Below are 15,456 nucleotides of genomic sequence, written 5' to 3' on the forward strand. Positions count from 1 at the left end.
TGCCGATTTACACCAGCGCCAGTCTGGCCGCCAGGATCTTGGCGTTTACGTCAGCAGTGGCAGTTTCCTGCTGCTGCTTCAGCGAATCCTGGACTTTCTTGTCGATAGCCGCCTGTTGATCAGGCGTCATGCTGTCGTACTCGCTCTTGCTGACCCCAGTCGTCTTGTCGCGCAGCTTTTCAGCCGCCGATTCGCTCATGTAGGCCAGAAAGTCTTTCAGCGTCGTGCTTTGCGAAGTACCCGAAGCCGCCGCTACAGCATCATCACCGGTGCTGGCGACAGTGCCAGTACTGGTTGTGGTGCTGGCGTTATCGGCTGCACCCTGAGCAAGCGCCAGGTTGGAGTCCGCACTGGATTCAAAGGCCGCAGCCCCGGATTTCAACTGCACCAGCAACTTGGCGAAAGATTCGTCATACGTCGAATCCTGCTGGCTGCTGTCGCTGCTCGACGATGTCACCGGCGCAATGCCGGAGGTCAGGGTCGAAGCATTTGCCGCGGTGTTACTGATGTTGCTGAACGCGTCGGTATTGGCTTCCACCGGCAGTTTGCGAACTGCCTGGGCAACCAGTTGGTGCAACGCGGTGTTACCGGCGATATTCATCGAACACCTCCTGTAAGGTTAGGGTGCCCCGAATCCGGAGCAAAAGCGGTGCCAGCATCTTAGATTTCCGGTGAAAGCCCTGCCTGGGAAGGACTACAGCCGATTTGGCAGCGATAAATAACCGCCAGCAACGCGTCAACAGCGGCAGTACTTTGCCGGTTGCGGCCAGTCAGGGCTTTTGCTCGAGGAATTTCGCCACCGCTGCCGATGCCTCGCGCCGCTCGCAACCCGATGCCTGGCCAGTGCACAGATCTTCGAGTACCAGATAACGCGATTTTCGGGCGATGGCCGCCAGTTGCCGGGCTGGCTCCGGAGCCACCCATGTATCCCTTGTCGAAGCCATGATCAGCATGCGCGCCTTGATCTTCTTGGCCAGCGTCTTCATGTCGCCGTTGCCGACCAAATCGAAATTGCGTATGGCTTGCAGTTGCCGGTAGCTGTCCAGGGCTGTGGACAACGGCCGTCCACCCGACTCCATACTGCGCAACTGGGCATCCCAGCGCTGATGATCCGCCTCGGTCGGTTGCGGGCTGGTACCGAGCAATATCAGGTTGTCAGCGTAGTCCGGATAGGTGACGGCCCACTGTAGGGCCTGCATCCCACCCATGCCCAGGCCGATAATCGCGTGCAGGTGATCGATGCCCAGGTTCAGGCTCAGGACTTGATGCTGGACTCTGACCATGTCGCGAATCGAATAGCTCGGGAACGCCATATAAGGCGTCGACGGACTGTTGGAAGGCGAACAGGACACACTGTTGCCGATGGCATCGATGGCAATCACGTACCACTTGCGTGAATCGACCAGCAGGCCAGGGCCGATCCAATCTTCGACATCCACCGTATTGGCACTGGCCCAGGTCGGAAACAGCACCACATTGGAATGATCGGCCGCCAGGGTGCCGTAGGCGCGATAGCCCACGCGGCACTTCTTCAACTGGCCGCCCTCGACCTTGAGTGAATCAGCCTGAGCGTATTGCTGCTCTGCCGCAAACGCCGACTGTGTGGCATCGGGAAACAGCAGCAGCAAGGCCACCAGCCAGAATTGCCAACGATAGGTCAGGACCATGGAGCTCACCTCTTGGTGTGGGTGAGCGACGCCTGAGCGCTATCGATGGACAGGCTGCGGCGTCGCCGTAAAGCCACGAGCCGCCGAGAAAATCCCATGAAAGCCAACTGCCATGTCGCCGAGCGTTGCGCTGTGGAACTGGGTTGAGCCTAGTTGATCAGTGCTTCACTGCCACTTGGGCAAGCGCTCGATAGGCAATGGCACCGAGAAGAAATAACCCTGGGCCTGTCCGGCGCCGATCTCTTTCAACAGGTCCCAGGTGGCCTGATCCTCCACGCCCTCGGCCACCACCGTCAGGTCCAGGGACTCGGCCATACGCACGATAGCCCGGACAATGGCCCGGCTGCGCGAGCTGGTACTGAGTTCGAGGATGAACGACTTGTCGATCTTCAGGCCGCTGAAATGGTACTGGTGCACATAACTCAACGAAGAGAAACCCGCGCCGAAGTCATCAAGCACCACCGACATGCCGTGATCGGCCAGGGTTTTCATCGACTGTCGGGCCTGCTCGGGTTCGGCCACCAGAGCACCCTCGGTCAGTTCCAGACAGATCCGCGATGGCTGCACGGCAAAACGCTCCAGCAACGACAGGACTTCCCCGGCGAATTCGGGCCGGGTAATGCTGTAGCTGGAGCAATTGACGTGCACCGTCGGCCAGTGGGCGTTTTCGGGCAAGGCCAGAATGGCGACCACTCGCTGCAACATGTACAGGTCCAGGCGACCGATCAGGCGCAGGCCTTCCAGGGCCGGCAGAAAATGCCCCGGCGCCACGACCCGACCGTCCGGTTGATGCCAGCGAATCAGCGCCTCCATGGCCAACAAGCGGCCACTCTCGACACAGACGATCGGCTGGAAATACGGGATCAACTCATCATCGCGCTTGAGGGCATTGCGCAGCGCGCCCTCCTGCTCCATCTGGTCCGACACCTCGCGGCGCAGCTCCTGGTTGAACACGGCGAAACTGTCACGACCGGCATTCTTGACCCGATACATCGCCGTATCGGCGTCGCGCAGCAGGTCGGTGGGGTCGTTATGAAACTGCTTGTCGGCACTGACCAGGCCGATGCTACAGGACGAGAACACTGCATGGCCGTCGACGAAGAACGGCAGGTCGAAAGCTTCGAGGATGCGCTCGGCAATCACCACCGCGCCATCGATTGGCGTCCCGAACGCCAGTACCGCGAACTCATCCCCGCCCAGCCGCGCCAGCAGGTCGCCGCCGCGCATGCAGCTGCGCAGGCGATCGGCGGCCTGGGTCAGCAACAGGTCACCAAAGTGATGGCCCAGGCTGTCGTTGACCATCTTGAAGCGGTCCAGGTCGATGAACATCACCACCAGGGGTTTGCCATGGTTGCGGAAATCCACCCAGCCGGTGTGCAGACGCTGCTGCAGATGGCTGCGGTTGGGCAGCCCGGTCAGGGAGTCATGGGAGTTTTCATGCTGCAACTTGGCATTGGCGTGGTCCAGCTCCCGCGTGCGGTCCTGCACCCTGGCTTCCAGACGCAGGTTGGCAGTGTGGATGGCTTCGGTGGCGCTGCGTCGGGACAACGCCGTGTCGATATGCCGGGACACGAAGGTCAGCAACTCCTGATCGCGCAGGGTATAGAACACATGGGGCGAATAGCTTTGCACTGCCAGTACACCGCGCACGTCATCGCCTTCGAACAACGGGATGCCCAGCCATGAATAGCTGCGCGCCTGGGTCCTGATGGTGTCGACTTCGCCAGTGTCTTCAAGGCGCGCCGCTTCATTCATATCAATCAGGCATGGCCGTCGCTGGCGAATCACGTATTCGGTCAGGCCGCGCTGGCCACGGCGTGGTGGCGGGCGGTCGACCATGCGTTCATCGGCGTAATACGGAAAGGTCACTTCGCCGGTGGAGTTATCGAACAACGCGATATAGAAGTTGAGGGCAAACAGCAACTCGCCGACGATGCCATGCAGGCTGCCGAACAACTCGGACATATCCCCCGGCTGGCTCGACAGTTCGGCAATCTGGAACAGCGCGGTCTGCAAATGCTCGGCGCGCTCGCGCTCGGCGACCTCCTGGCGCAGCGCAGTATTGAGCGCCGACAGCTCCTGGGTACGCAACAGCACGGTTTCTTCCAGGTCGGCACGGTGCAGGATACGGTCCAGAGCCATGGCAACGTGCCCCGCCACCACCTGGAACAATGCCCGCGCCTCGATGCTGTAGATTCGCGCGGCGTCGTAAACCTGCATCGCCAGCATGCCAAACACCTCGTCAGAGGCATTTTTCAGCGGCACGCCCATCCAGTATTCAGGCACATGTCCGACGCAGTAGAAACGCTGCTCCTCATGAGCCAGGCGGATGCCTGCCGCGTCGACAAACATCGGCTGCTCCGTGGTCAGCACGTACCCCGTCAGGGACATCCGCGCATGATCAACGAATTCGTAGGCCTCGGCGGCCAGGGCATCAACGTCCGTGCTATCGACGTAATACGGGTAAGTGATCTTGCCGCTGCGACTGTCGTACAGAGCCAGATAAAAGTTTTCGACATCGATCAGATTGGCCAACTGATGGTGCACGCCTTCCATGAACGCGCCGCGATCACGGGTGGAGCTGGCCAGGTAGGTGATTTCGTACAACACGCGTTGAGTGGTCTGCGCCCGGGCCAAGGCATCAGCCTGCATCCGATAGCCCAGACGCAATGCGAGTTGCGCGAACGCCGGATCACTGGCCGTGCTTGCCGGTGCCAGCAACCAACCCAGCGCGCCCTCGCCCCGTCCGGTGTGCCAGCGATGCAGGCCCTGCCCGAGGCAGAAGCTTTCAAATTCTTCATGGGGAATATCCGCAGGCCAGTTAGCCAATGGATTACCCTGAGCCAGCAAATGCATCTGGTCGGCCGCGCCGTAAACCACCCAGTCCGGGCTGCGCAGTTCATTGCGGGCGTTGTTCAGCAAGGCCTGAAGCGACTCGTCCTCAATCTGTGCCGGCGGCAGTTCAGGGCTGATGTCCAATGACCCGACCGCTCGATGATCAGCGCTATCCATCGCGTGTAACGTTGCGTCCATCGAGGGAGGGACATTCATGAAAACTCCAGGGCCAAAAACTGACTGCGCCTATCTTCCGTGGGGCGAACGGGCGCTGGCAAGCAAGATATTCGATTTAACAACAGACACATAAAGCCGCCCCTACAAAGTTCATACACAACCCATGCCATCGGCTGCCGGTGACAGACCTGAAGCGCCGACCGGCTGATGCGTACATTATGTACCGGCAGACACACCCGCTAAGCGGATGATCGACCCTGCCAGACATCGAAGTCACAACAACAGGAAGACACCATGCACTCCATCCTTGGCAAACTGCTCAACACCTCCGTGCTGGCGGCCTCGCTGGCCTTGATCGCTCCGGCCCATGCCGAAGATGCCCCCGCACAGCGCATCGGCGTACGCGGCGCAATCACGGCGCTGGACGGCGAAACCCTGAAAGTACACACCAATCGCGGCGAAGACCTGACCATCCAATTGCAGAAGGACACCGCCGTACGCGGCGTGACCCTGGCCAATGTCGCCGACATCAAGCCGGGCAGTTATATCGGCTCGGCCGCCGTACCCCAGGCCGATGGCACCCTCAAGGCCCTGGAAGTTCACGTCTTCCCACCGCAAATGGCCGGGACCGGTGACGGTCACCGAGCCTTCGACCTGGCGCCCGGTAGCAGTATGACCAACGGTTCGGTGGGTGATCTGGTAACAACCAACGGCCGCAGCATCACGGTCAACTACAAGGGCGGCCAGAAAACCATCGTCATCCCGGACGACGTCCCCATCGTCAATCTGGTGCCTGCCGACCGCAGCCTGCTCAAACCCGGTGTCAAAGTAGTGCTGTTTGCCCAGAAAGCCGCCGATGGCAGCCTGACGGCGCAAGCCATTTCCGCCGGGGAAAACGGCGTTACTCCGCCGATGTAAAGGCTTCGCAGTGGGCGGCTCACCTTGATCGGACGTACTGCCCGCCCCTTCGTCCGCAGCTCATTGACACGCCCCGTTTTGGGGCGCGCAATGGACAGCTGCTCACTTAACGAAGGAGGACAACCCATGGCCAAGATGCATATCCTGGCGGGGGATTTTCTTCAGGGCGAAGGTGAATACAACTGTGGTGCCATTATTGTCGAAACCGCCCTGTTTCCCTGGCCCGGCGCCAGAATCAACGCAGACGAAATCCGCTCGGTCACTCCGGTCCCGGAAATCGCCACTCATCAATTGGACACGCTGCGCCCTCTTGGCCTGACAGACAGCCTGTTGCTCGGGCTGAACGCCAACGCCACCGGACCTGACGGCACACCGACGACCTTCTGGATCACCCTCAAGGATGGTCGCAAGTTACTGACACAGGCCGATGAACCGACCTACCGTCAGTTGCAGCAACAGGTCGCCATCCCTGACTTTTTCACTCATCACGAATGACCTTCCCTCCGAGCCCGGCGTCCTGTCGGGCTCAGCTCTATATTGAACTCATACTCTCGGCCTGCATCAGAGATGGCATTGCGGCATCATTTATGCATATGAACTATATGTGAAGGTTTTGTGACAGCACCTCGTTTCGTCGCCAGCTTCATATTGACCAGGCGCAGCGCCGCAACCGGCTAACGGGTGGGTACACCGATGAAAGAACGAGCAACAGTTATCTGCAAGCGCGACGGCCAGATCCTCTACGTGCGCAAGCCCAAATCCAAATGGGCCCTGCCCGGCGGCAAGATCGAAGCCGGCGAAACCCCTCAGCAGGCCGCCGCCCGGGAACTGCGTGAAGAAACCGGCCTGAGCAATCTGGGGCTGATCTACCTGGCTGAGTATGAACAGTCTCAGGTCGTGCACTTCGTGTTCATGGCGCTGATCCCCGCCTCGGGCAGACCACTGCCGAAGAACGAGATTGCCGAGTGCAAATGGCTCAAGATCAAGGATGTCGATGACCTCAAGACCAGTGAGGCAACACGGTCGATTGTGAAGTCATTTGCCGTCTAGAACTGGCGAATATTGCAAGCACGCTATTAGATAGCATGCTATCTTTAATTCACATTCCGCCTGTTGAGATGCTTGAGGAATGAAAAGCCCTGGCGACCACGAATCGCCGGGGCTTTGTGTTTTCGGGCTACGACTCAATAAAAAGCCCGGCGCCAGGGCCGGGCTTGACAGCCTAACGCAGATCGTCCGAAAGCGGCGTCTCGTCGTCCGCAGCGGGTACGCCTTCAACGGGCGGATCCCGGTCTTCAGGCCGCTCCTCCCCGGGGCCGCGCCTCATGGGGTCGAGATTATCGGGATTTTCCGGATCTAAAGACGGTTCGTCCGTGCCAGGCAGTGGCGCCTGGCCCGGGGCTTCATATTGGAAAGTCGAATCGGTAGACATATGCGCCTCGCTTCTGAGGTCCAGCAGCTCTGGGCCGTACAGATTTGAGGTGAGTACGGTTGCCGTTGTGCGTTGCAAGCGACCAGCGGCAATGCAGATTACTTCGAGAAAGTAATCGTCAAATCATCCAGATCCCCGGCGAACTCAATCTCCCAGTCCGGATGCTCGTCGGCAAGCTGCTGCAGCAGAATGCCGATGGCTTCGAAATAGAGCGTCGAACTGACCGCAGACTTTACGCCAGCGCTGACAACCAGGTGTTTTGCTGCGCCTGCAAGGGACTTTACGGGTAACTTGCTGTTGATCTGCCGCTTGAGCTCAGCCGAAAGCGTTGCTGCTGTAAATTCCAAAGCCGGATCCCCCTCATCACATAGATAGAAAAGCCCAGCGCATGTGCAAACGAAGGCTTTGGTTTTGAACGTTTCCATTGAGCACAAAAAAGGGCAACCCTCTCGGATTGCCCTTCTAGACCGCCCAGCAGAGCGGATTTTGTTTGGTAGGCGCGATTGGACTCGAACCAACGACCCCCACCATGTCAAGGTGGTGCTCTAACCAACTGAGCTACGTGCCTGCTGTGGGAGCGCATTCTACGGATATTGAAAGATGTGTCAACGGCTTTTTTCGCAGTAAGCCCATGAATATGCGGATTTTTTAGTGCCCTTTTAGTAGACGGCCCTGCCCTGCCCACCTGCGGTCATGGCCCACGTCTGCTCAATCACCATGCATAGAGTTTTCAGATTTATACATCGAACGGCTAACGCATGCTGATCTACCGAGTGTGCTGTCAGCCAGCAAACGGCCCTGCTCAGTACCGTACTAAAATGGCGTGTCCGTAGGAGTCGTCTTTTCACCTGCGTTAGCTGCCGAGAAGAGGTAGAGAAAAAACAAACCATTGTGCGACTCATCGAAATAAAAGGTGGCAATCCTTATAGACCACCGGAATAAATAAACCTCTAACCGTACTTAATATCCGACAGTCAATCGCGAAACGGTATAGTTATTATAAGTCACTTATATTGACTACTAAGAACCTCATGCTAACATAAAAATTGAACACTCTCGGTACTATCGCTATGCACAAAAATACAGAAATACTCGCAAGAACACCCCGTGGATCCTTTGTGAGACTTTGGAGTAGCGCGGGCAGCCTGAGTGGAACCTTATATCAGGGAATCCTCAAGACCGTTAACATGAACAATGATACAGCTCAGCTGTACAATTCCGCTTACGAAACAATGGAGGAGGTAAACCTGATTTATGTGACCAGTATCGAAGCTCAGGACTCTTCGGGCAATCCTATCGATATGCCTGAGGATGCGCCTCTCATTGATGATTTCGCGAAGCCATCACCGCCGACCACTGGCTGGACCGGGGAAGTGTGGCGTATCCCGCCAGGCTGCCAACCGGAAATGGAGTTTGAACCATCACTCTATCGAACCCCTCCAGGCACAGATCTTGTTCTAGTTGGCGCTTTCGACGGAGCGTCATCAGGGACATTACGAAAAGGGAAATTAAAATTCATTGATTATGCAAAGAATCTACTTACGCTTGAAAATCCAAATGACTCAACCAAACAGATTGAAGTCCCGTTGGACCGAGTTTCAACCTCGAGTTACAATCCAGAGGAACCGGACGAGCCCGGCTTTTGAAGCACTAATATCATTGGCTGGCAGACGCAAAAAAAACAAAGCCTAGACAATCGAAAGCGGACTACCACCATGAACGCTCGTGCAGATACGAGCATAAAAATATATCCTTATGCGTCCAGGGTTATATAACAGCGAAAAGTTACTTAACCATCACGCCTCCCGAAAACGCTAAATGACATTAGCAATAGCTCTGTACACCTCCCTGATCAGTTTCTTTACACTCCAGCGACAAAAAAGGGCCAACCTCTCGGCTGACCCTTTTCTTACCGCCCAGCAGAGCGGATTTTGTTTGGTAGGCGCGATTGGACTCGAACCAACGACCCCCACCATGTCAAGGTGGTGCTCTAACCAACTGAGCTACGTGCCTGCTGTGGGGCGCATTCTACGGATATTGAGATACCTGTCAACGAGTATTTTCGTTAACCCTCTGAATTAATGACCTTTTTATTCTGGGCGCCACCCTCTCCGCCATCCTTGCTCACTGGCGGCGCTCCGTCATCTCGGATAGGATCTGAACCTTCGTAAAAAATATAAAACGGGGTTTACAGGATGACGAACACTCCTTATCCGCAGTCCTATTACGCCGCGTCGGCCAATCCCGCCCCTGATCGCCCGGCCCTGCAAGGCGAAGTGGAGACGGATGTCTGCGTGATCGGCGCCGGTTATACCGGGCTTTCCAGCGCGTTGTTCCTGCTTGAGCATGGTTTTCGCGTGGTGGTATTGGAAGCGGCCAAGGTTGGTTTCGGCGCGTCGGGGCGCAATGGCGGGCAGATCGTCAACAGTTATAGCCGCGATATCGACGTGATTGAGCGCACGGTCGGACCGAAGCAGGCGCAGTTGCTCGGGCAGATGGCCTTTGAAGGTGGCGCGATCATTCGCGACCGGGTCAACAAGTACCAGATTCAGTGCGACCTCAAGGAAGGTGGTGTATTTGCCGCCCTGACCGGCAAGCAGATGGGTCACCTGGAGTCGCAGAAGCGTCTGTGGGAACGCTATGGCCATACGCAACTGGAGCTGATGGACAAAAGCCGTATCCGCGAAGTCGTGGCCTGTGATCAATATATCGGCGGCATGCTCGACATGAGCGGCGGGCATATTCATCCGCTGAACCTGGCCCTGGGCGAAGCGGCTGCGGTGGAATCCCTTGGCGGGGTGATCCATGAGCAGTCAGCGGCCATCCGTATCGAGCGTGGCGCCAACCCCGTGGTGCATACGGCTGAAGGCAAGGTGCGGGCAAAGTTCATCATCGTTGCCGGTAACGCTTACCTGGGCAATCTGATTCCGGAACTGGCCGCCAAGTCCATGCCTTGCGGCACCCAGGTGATAACCACCGAGCCGTTGAGCGACGAGCTGGCCAAAAGCCTGCTGCCTCAAGACTACTGTGTCGAGGACTGTAACTACTTGCTGGATTACTATCGGTTGTCCGCCGACAAGCGCCTGATCTTCGGCGGTGGTGTGGTCTACGGCGCCCGGGATCCGGCGAATATCGAAGCGATCATTCGGCCGAAGATGCTTAAAGCCTTCCCGCAACTGGCCAATGTGAAGATCGACTACGCATGGACGGGCAATTTCCTGCTGACCCTGTCGCGCCTGCCTCAGGTCGGTCGGCTGGGGGATAACATTTATTACTCCCAGGGCTGCAGCGGCCACGGCGTGACCTACACCCATGTCGCCGGCAAGGTGCTGGCCGAAGCGCTGCGCGGGCAGGCCGAGCGTTTCGATGCCTTTGCCGGGCTGCCGCACTATCCGTTCCCCGGTGGCACGCTGTTGCGCACGCCGTTGACGGCACTGGGCGCCTGGTATTACAGCCTGCGGGATCAGTTGGGATTTTAAGCTATTGAGCTGATTGCACCCAATCTGTAGGAGCGAGGCTTGCCCGCGAAAGCCTTGACGCAAAACACCTGATTAACCGCGTCGTTCAATTCGCGGTCAAGCCTCGCTCCCACAGGTTTCAACGCTTGGCGTTCAACGTCTTGACCGCCTCGCCCGCCGCCTGTTCCTGCCCGGCCTGGCCCAGCTCATTAGCCGCTTTCAGCCAGCGCTCGCGATCAACATTGGCGGGCAGTTGCCGCGGCCCCTGGACCAACACCGCCCAACTGCCGGTGCCCTCCCAGGCCGAGGTAAAACTGGAAAAGCTCATCACGTCGTGACGGTCATTGCCCGCCTGCAGCACCACGGTCTGTTTGATGCGGTTGTAGCCGACCAGGATGCCGTAGCGCGGCGACTTGAGGACCATGCCGTCACCGAAGCGCACCAGGACCGGATAGCCCGCCGCAACTTGGGTCAGCAAGGCATCGAACGTGCGCTCCAGTGGATAGACCACGAAGCCGTAGGCGCGCGCCTGTTCCTGCATGCTCTGCTCCATGCGAGCCTCAGCACCCGGCAGTTTCATCGACTTGCCCAGCAAGCCGGGGGTGATCTGCACCTGCAGGTTGGCCAGCATGGCGGCCATGGCGTGGGGCGCACTTTGGTAATCGTTACCGCGGAAGAAAGGTATGCCGGGAATCTCCACCCGGTCCGGCAAGCGTTTGATTTCAGGCGTCACCGACCCGGCGCAACCCGCCAGAGCCAGCATCAGGCCCAGCGCCAGGCCCGCGCATTTGAGCCCGACAGAAGAGAAACGAGGAAATACCGGCAGCATGTTGGCTCACTTAAACAGGTGTCAGGTAACCCGCGACCTGACTCGGAGCACGATCATAGAGCCCTGCACGGTGTCGGTATAGCCTCGATAGGCAGTCCGATGCCTTGAATAGATCAAAATGATCCTGCCCGGGAGCCGTTGGTCAACTTACAGAAACATGCCCGGTACTAAACTGTCGATTAGTAAGACTGCATCCATTGCAGGAACCGGAGGTCGTATGAGCCTGGAAATGACTATCGTGATGCTGATCGCCGCATGGCTGGCCGTTGCCAGCGCCATGTTCTGGGGTGTGATGCGAATTTCTCGCCGTCATCACCATCCTGTGGAGCGCAACCAGGCCGTCGAGCCTGCTGGTGACAAAACGCAAAAAGGCCGTCACGCGACGGCCCATTGATACGCTTTTTGACTTGGCGGATCGACCCGGATAGCCGGATCGATCCGCAACCTTCCTTACCCTTTCGCGGCCTGTGCGGCAGCGCGCTTCTGCCGGGAGCGACGGGACATCATGTTCAAGGCCTCGATACCGGCCGAGAACGCCATCGCGGTATACACATAACCTTTCGGCACATGGGCGCCGAAGCCTTCGGCGATCAGGGTCATGCCGATCATGATCAGGAAACCCAGGGCCAGCATGACGATGGTCGGGTTATCGTTGATGAACCTGGCCAGAGGTTCAGCCGCGACCAGCATCACCACCACCGCAGCCACTACGGCGATAACCATGATCGGCAAGTGCTCGGTCATACCCACCGCAGTAATGATGCTGTCGATGGAGAACACGATATCCAGCATCAGGATCTGCCCAATGGCCGCTGCCATGTTCAGGCTGACGGTAGAACCCAGGTTTTTCCCGCCCTCTTCTTCCTTGTGATCAAAACTGTGATGGATTTCCGTGGTGGCTTTCCAGACCAGGAACAGGCCGCCGGCGATCAGGATCATGTCCTTCCAGGAAAACGCCTGCCCCATCACTTCAATGACCGGCGCCGTCAGCTTGACGATAAAGGCCACGGTACTGAGCAACGCCAGACGCAGGATCAACGCCATGCTGATACCCAGGCGCCGCGCCTTGGGCCGCTGATGCTCGGGGAGCTTATTGGTCAGGATCGAAATGAAGATCAGGTTATCGATACCCAAAACCACTTCCATGACCACCAGCGTCGCCAGGGCAACCCAGGCGGCGGGGCTTGAAACCAGTTCCAAAAGATATTCCATCGCGTGCTCCTTTATTGGGTTCGGGGCAGCGACTGCAGCGGCCCGATAGGCAAGCATTCTAGAGAGCGAAACACTTCAGGAAAATTCGTATTTATAAGCGATATACTTCAATTTTTACGAAGTGTTTCCAGATATGCTCAATTACCGTCAACTGCATTACTTCTGGGTAGTGGCCAAGACCGGCAGCATCGTGCGTGCCTGCGAGCAACTCAACCTCACGCCACAAACCATCAGTGGTCAGATTAGCTTGCTGGAGCAGACTTTCGGCGTGGATTTGTTTCGCCGCGTCGGACGGCAACTGGAACTGACCGAAGTAGGTCGTCTGACCCTGCCCTACGCCGAGCAAATGTTTCAGTTGGGTGACGAACTGGAATCCATGCTGCGTTCCAATCCGGATGAGCAGCAGATTGTCCTGCGTGTCGGCGTGGCCGATGTGGTGCCCAAATCCATCGTCTACCGACTGATTTCGCCGACCATGGAACTCAAAGAGCCGATACGTATCACTTGCCGTGAAGACAAGCTGGAGCGGCTACTGGCGGATCTGGCGATTCAGCGCCTGGACCTGGTGATTTCCGACAGCCCGATGCCCTCGCATCTGGATATCAAGGGCTATAGCCAGAAACTGGGCGAATGCCCGGTGAGTTTTTTTGCCACCCGCGAACTGGCCGAACGCTATGGTCAGGACTTTCCCCGCAGCATGCACGGCGCCCCGCTGCTGATTCCCAGCCAGGAAACTGTCGTGCGCAGCCGCCTGATGCGCTGGTTCGCCCAGCAGGACATTCGCCCGCGTATAGTCGGAGAATTCGATGACAGCGCCTTGATGAAGGCTTTCGGCAAGTCCGGCAGTGGCATTTTCATCGCGCCCAGCGTGATCAGCGATGAAGTGCAGGCGCAATACGGCGTCGAATGGATCGGCCAGACCGATGCGATTATCGAGTCGTTCTACGCCATTTCCGTGGAACGCAAGGTCAGCCACCCCGGCATCGTGGCGATTACTGAGGCGGCGCGGCACAGCTTGTTTACCCCAGGCGATTAAGCCTCGGCGAGTTGCGGTTTGAGCCGCATCAACAGCAGCGCCAGCACGATCGACAGCAGGATGATCACCGCCGCAGCAAAGCCCAGATTGCCCAGGCCCAGGTGGTCGATGACCCGGCCACCGATGATCGCCCCCAGGCCAATGCCCAGATTGGCCCCGGCGATATTCAATGAGGCGGCAAAAGCCGGAGCCTGTGGCGCGGCCTTGATCAGACGCACATGACTGACCAGGAACAGCGCCGACTGGGTAATCCCCCAGATCGCCAGGGCCAGGGCCAGCAACGGCGTCGACTGCATGCCCGGCACCACGGCGACGAGGCCCGCCACCATAAAAGTGCAGAACACCAGGCTGGCAATCAACGGGTGACGGTCGACCATGCGTCCGCCCAGGGAGTTGCCCAGCAGGCCCACGGCGCCGAAACCCATCAGGCACCAGCCCACCACCGTACCGTTCAGCCCGGCCAGGCGTTCGAGCATATCGGCCAGATAGGTGTAGGCGGTGAACATGCCGCTGAAGACCAACACCGAAAGCAGCACATGACCCTGCATCAGCGGATCACGCAAGATCTTGAACTGACCCAGCAGCGAAGCCTGGGGCTTTTGTGGCGTCGGCGGCAGGTAGATCGCCAGCAACAGGGCCTTGGCGAAAGCCACCCCGGACAGCAGAGCAAAGGCACTGCGCCAGCCGAACGCATCGCTGATCAAGGTGCCAACTGGGATACCGAAGACCGTGGCGCAGACAATCCCGAAGCCAATCTTGGCAATGGCCCGGCCGGCGAAGTCCGGACCAACGATATCCACCGCAGTCTCACTGGCCAGGGCCCAGAACACCGGCAGGCCAAGGGCAGGAATCAAACGGGCGATGGCCATTACCACGATATTAGGCGCCAGCGCCGCCAGGGCGTTGGACAGGCCGAACAGAATCAGGATGCCGATAAACAACCGCTTGCGTGGGAAACGCGCGCAATAGGCGGTAAGAAAAGGACCGAACGTGGCAACGGTAAAAGCGAACAGGGTCACCAACAGACCGGCCTGAGGGATCGTCACCGCTAGGTCCCGGGCCAGGGCTGGCAACAGACCGACAATGACGAACTCTGTGGTCAGCACGGTAAAACCGGCAGCCGACAACAGTAAAATGGGCAACAACATCAAAAACTCCAGGAAAAACACGGCAGATCAAGGCAGGGATCTGACAAGCACACAGGCAGGGACAACGCTACGGCGGGGATGTTGCAGAAAGTGAATCGCCGCCTCGAAACCAGGGCGGCGACCGGTTACAGCAGGATCAAGCCAGGATTACAGCGCGCCCATGTAGTCGCGTTTGCCGATCTCGATACCATTGTGACGCAGCAGGCCATAGGCCGTGGTCACGTGGAAGAAGAACTGCGGCAGGCTGTAGGTCAGCAGGTAGGACTGGCCAGTGAAGCGCTTTTCCTTTTCGGTACCAGGGCGCAGCACGACTTCGATCTCTTCGTTGCCGTCGATCTGCTCAGGGGTGATGCTGCCGATGAAGGCCAGAGCCTTGGCGATCAGCGCTTGCAGGTCAGCAAAGGTGACTTCGGTGTCTTCGTACTTTGGCGGCTCGATCTTGGCCAGGCGCGCCGAAGCACCTTTGGCGAAGTCGACAGCGATCTGTACCTGACGGGTAAACGACAACATGTCCGGGAACAGACGCGACTGCAACAGCGCTTCAGGCTGGATCTTTTTCTCGGTAGCGTGGGCTTCGGCCTTGCTCAGGATGGCGCTCAAGGCTTTGAGCGAATGCTGGAAAACCGGAACGGAAGCGGAATACAGGGAGATAGTCATGGCAGTTCCTTGGTTGAAGGTCGGGGATTATAGACATGAATTAGCTTTAAGAAACCCTGTCTTTTTCCGCCGTCTTCTCTGCTAGGC

The 15,456-nt window shown here is 58.1% G+C and carries 15 protein-coding genes and 2 tRNA genes; 7 read left to right on the forward strand and 10 right to left on the reverse strand.

From position 1 onward, the window contains the following. Positions 1-7: 7 nt before the first annotated feature. The 3 genes from M2401_RS18460 to M2401_RS18470 form a co-directional block, all read right to left on the reverse strand. A complete protein-coding gene (locus M2401_RS18460; protein ID WP_259104965.1) occupies positions 8-601 on the reverse strand; it encodes a hypothetical protein in 594 nt (197 codons plus the stop codon). A gap of 169 nt (positions 602-770) precedes the next feature. After that, positions 771-1,667, reverse strand: coding sequence for an alpha/beta fold hydrolase (locus tag M2401_RS18465; protein ID WP_259104967.1), 897 nt, complete (start codon positions 1,665-1,667; stop codon positions 771-773). Positions 1,668-1,832: 165 nt separating this feature from the next. After that, entirely contained in the window at positions 1,833-4,718 is a 2,886-nt protein-coding gene (locus tag M2401_RS18470) for an EAL domain-containing protein (protein ID WP_259104968.1), read from the reverse strand. A gap of 255 nt (positions 4,719-4,973) precedes the next feature. Here M2401_RS18470 and M2401_RS18475 point away from each other — a divergent pair, with 255 nt between their 5' ends. The 3 genes from M2401_RS18475 (at position 4,974) to M2401_RS18485 (ending at position 6,647) form a co-directional block, all read left to right on the forward strand. Further along, on the forward strand, positions 4,974-5,597 hold the full coding sequence (locus M2401_RS18475) for a DUF5666 domain-containing protein (protein ID WP_259104971.1): 624 nt from the start codon (positions 4,974-4,976) through the stop codon (positions 5,595-5,597). Positions 5,598-5,723: 126 nt separating this feature from the next. Beyond that, positions 5,724-6,092, forward strand: coding sequence for a hypothetical protein (locus tag M2401_RS18480; RefSeq protein WP_259104972.1), 369 nt, complete (start codon positions 5,724-5,726; stop codon positions 6,090-6,092). 198 nt (positions 6,093-6,290) lie between these two features. After that, a complete protein-coding gene (locus M2401_RS18485) occupies positions 6,291-6,647 on the forward strand; it encodes an NUDIX hydrolase (RefSeq protein WP_259104974.1) in 357 nt (118 codons plus the stop codon). 480 nt (positions 6,648-7,127) lie between these two features. On the opposite strand, the gene M2401_RS18490 is transcribed toward M2401_RS18485, so the two are convergent. Together M2401_RS18490 and M2401_RS18495 are read right to left on the reverse strand one after the other, a co-directional pair. Beyond that, positions 7,128-7,454, reverse strand: coding sequence for a hypothetical protein (locus M2401_RS18490; RefSeq protein ID WP_259104975.1), 327 nt, complete (start codon positions 7,452-7,454; stop codon positions 7,128-7,130). 66 nt (positions 7,455-7,520) lie between these two features. After that, positions 7,521-7,597 (reverse strand) — tRNA-Val (locus M2401_RS18495). Between the two features lie 619 nt (positions 7,598-8,216). Here M2401_RS18495 and M2401_RS18500 point away from each other — a divergent pair. After that, entirely contained in the window at positions 8,217-8,675 is a 459-nt protein-coding gene (locus tag M2401_RS18500; RefSeq protein ID WP_259104977.1) for a hypothetical protein, read from the forward strand. 290 nt (positions 8,676-8,965) lie between these two features. Here M2401_RS18500 and M2401_RS18505 read toward each other — a convergent pair. Then, positions 8,966-9,042: transfer RNA gene (locus tag M2401_RS18505), tRNA-Val, on the reverse strand. A 182-nt stretch (positions 9,043-9,224) separates the two neighbouring features. Between M2401_RS18505 and M2401_RS18510 the strand changes: the two genes are divergently transcribed. After that, complete coding sequence (locus M2401_RS18510; RefSeq protein ID WP_259104979.1) at positions 9,225-10,508, forward strand: FAD-binding oxidoreductase; 1,284 nt, start codon at positions 9,225-9,227, stop codon at positions 10,506-10,508. 118 nt (positions 10,509-10,626) lie between these two features. Here M2401_RS18510 and M2401_RS18515 read toward each other — a convergent pair whose 3' ends face one another. Next, complete coding sequence (locus tag M2401_RS18515) at positions 10,627-11,316, reverse strand: peptidase C39 family protein (protein ID WP_259104981.1); 690 nt, start codon at positions 11,314-11,316, stop codon at positions 10,627-10,629. Positions 11,317-11,533: 217 nt separating this feature from the next. Between M2401_RS18515 and M2401_RS18520 the strand changes: the two genes are divergently transcribed. Next, positions 11,534-11,710, forward strand: a complete 177-nt coding sequence (locus M2401_RS18520) for a hypothetical protein (RefSeq protein WP_259104983.1) — start codon at positions 11,534-11,536, stop codon at positions 11,708-11,710. 56 nt (positions 11,711-11,766) lie between these two features. Here M2401_RS18520 and M2401_RS18525 read toward each other — a convergent pair whose 3' ends face one another. Beyond that, the gene (locus M2401_RS18525; RefSeq protein WP_259104985.1) at positions 11,767-12,528 is read right to left on the reverse strand and encodes a TerC family protein; all 762 of its coding nucleotides are present in this window, start codon (positions 12,526-12,528) and stop codon (positions 11,767-11,769) included. 133 nt (positions 12,529-12,661) lie between these two features. Here M2401_RS18525 and nhaR point away from each other — a divergent pair, with 133 nt between their 5' ends. Then, positions 12,662-13,564, forward strand: coding sequence for a transcriptional activator NhaR (gene nhaR, locus M2401_RS18530; protein ID WP_259104987.1), 903 nt, complete (start codon positions 12,662-12,664; stop codon positions 13,562-13,564). Here the strand turns inward: nhaR and M2401_RS18535 are convergent. Both M2401_RS18535 and M2401_RS18540 read right to left on the reverse strand, forming a co-directional pair. Continuing rightward, the gene (locus M2401_RS18535) at positions 13,561-14,712 is read right to left on the reverse strand and encodes an MFS transporter (RefSeq protein WP_259104988.1); all 1,152 of its coding nucleotides are present in this window, start codon (positions 14,710-14,712) and stop codon (positions 13,561-13,563) included. The two genes, nhaR and M2401_RS18535, sit on opposite strands and share 4 nt — an antisense overlap. Positions 14,713-14,859: 147 nt before the next feature. Next, a complete protein-coding gene (locus M2401_RS18540) occupies positions 14,860-15,369 on the reverse strand; it encodes a DUF1993 family protein (RefSeq protein ID WP_259104990.1) in 510 nt (169 codons plus the stop codon). Positions 15,370-15,456: the final 87 nt, after the last annotated feature.

It is taken from the genome of Pseudomonas sp. JUb42 (genome assembly GCF_024807945.1).
GTDB lineage: Bacteria > Pseudomonadota > Gammaproteobacteria > Pseudomonadales > Pseudomonadaceae > Aquipseudomonas.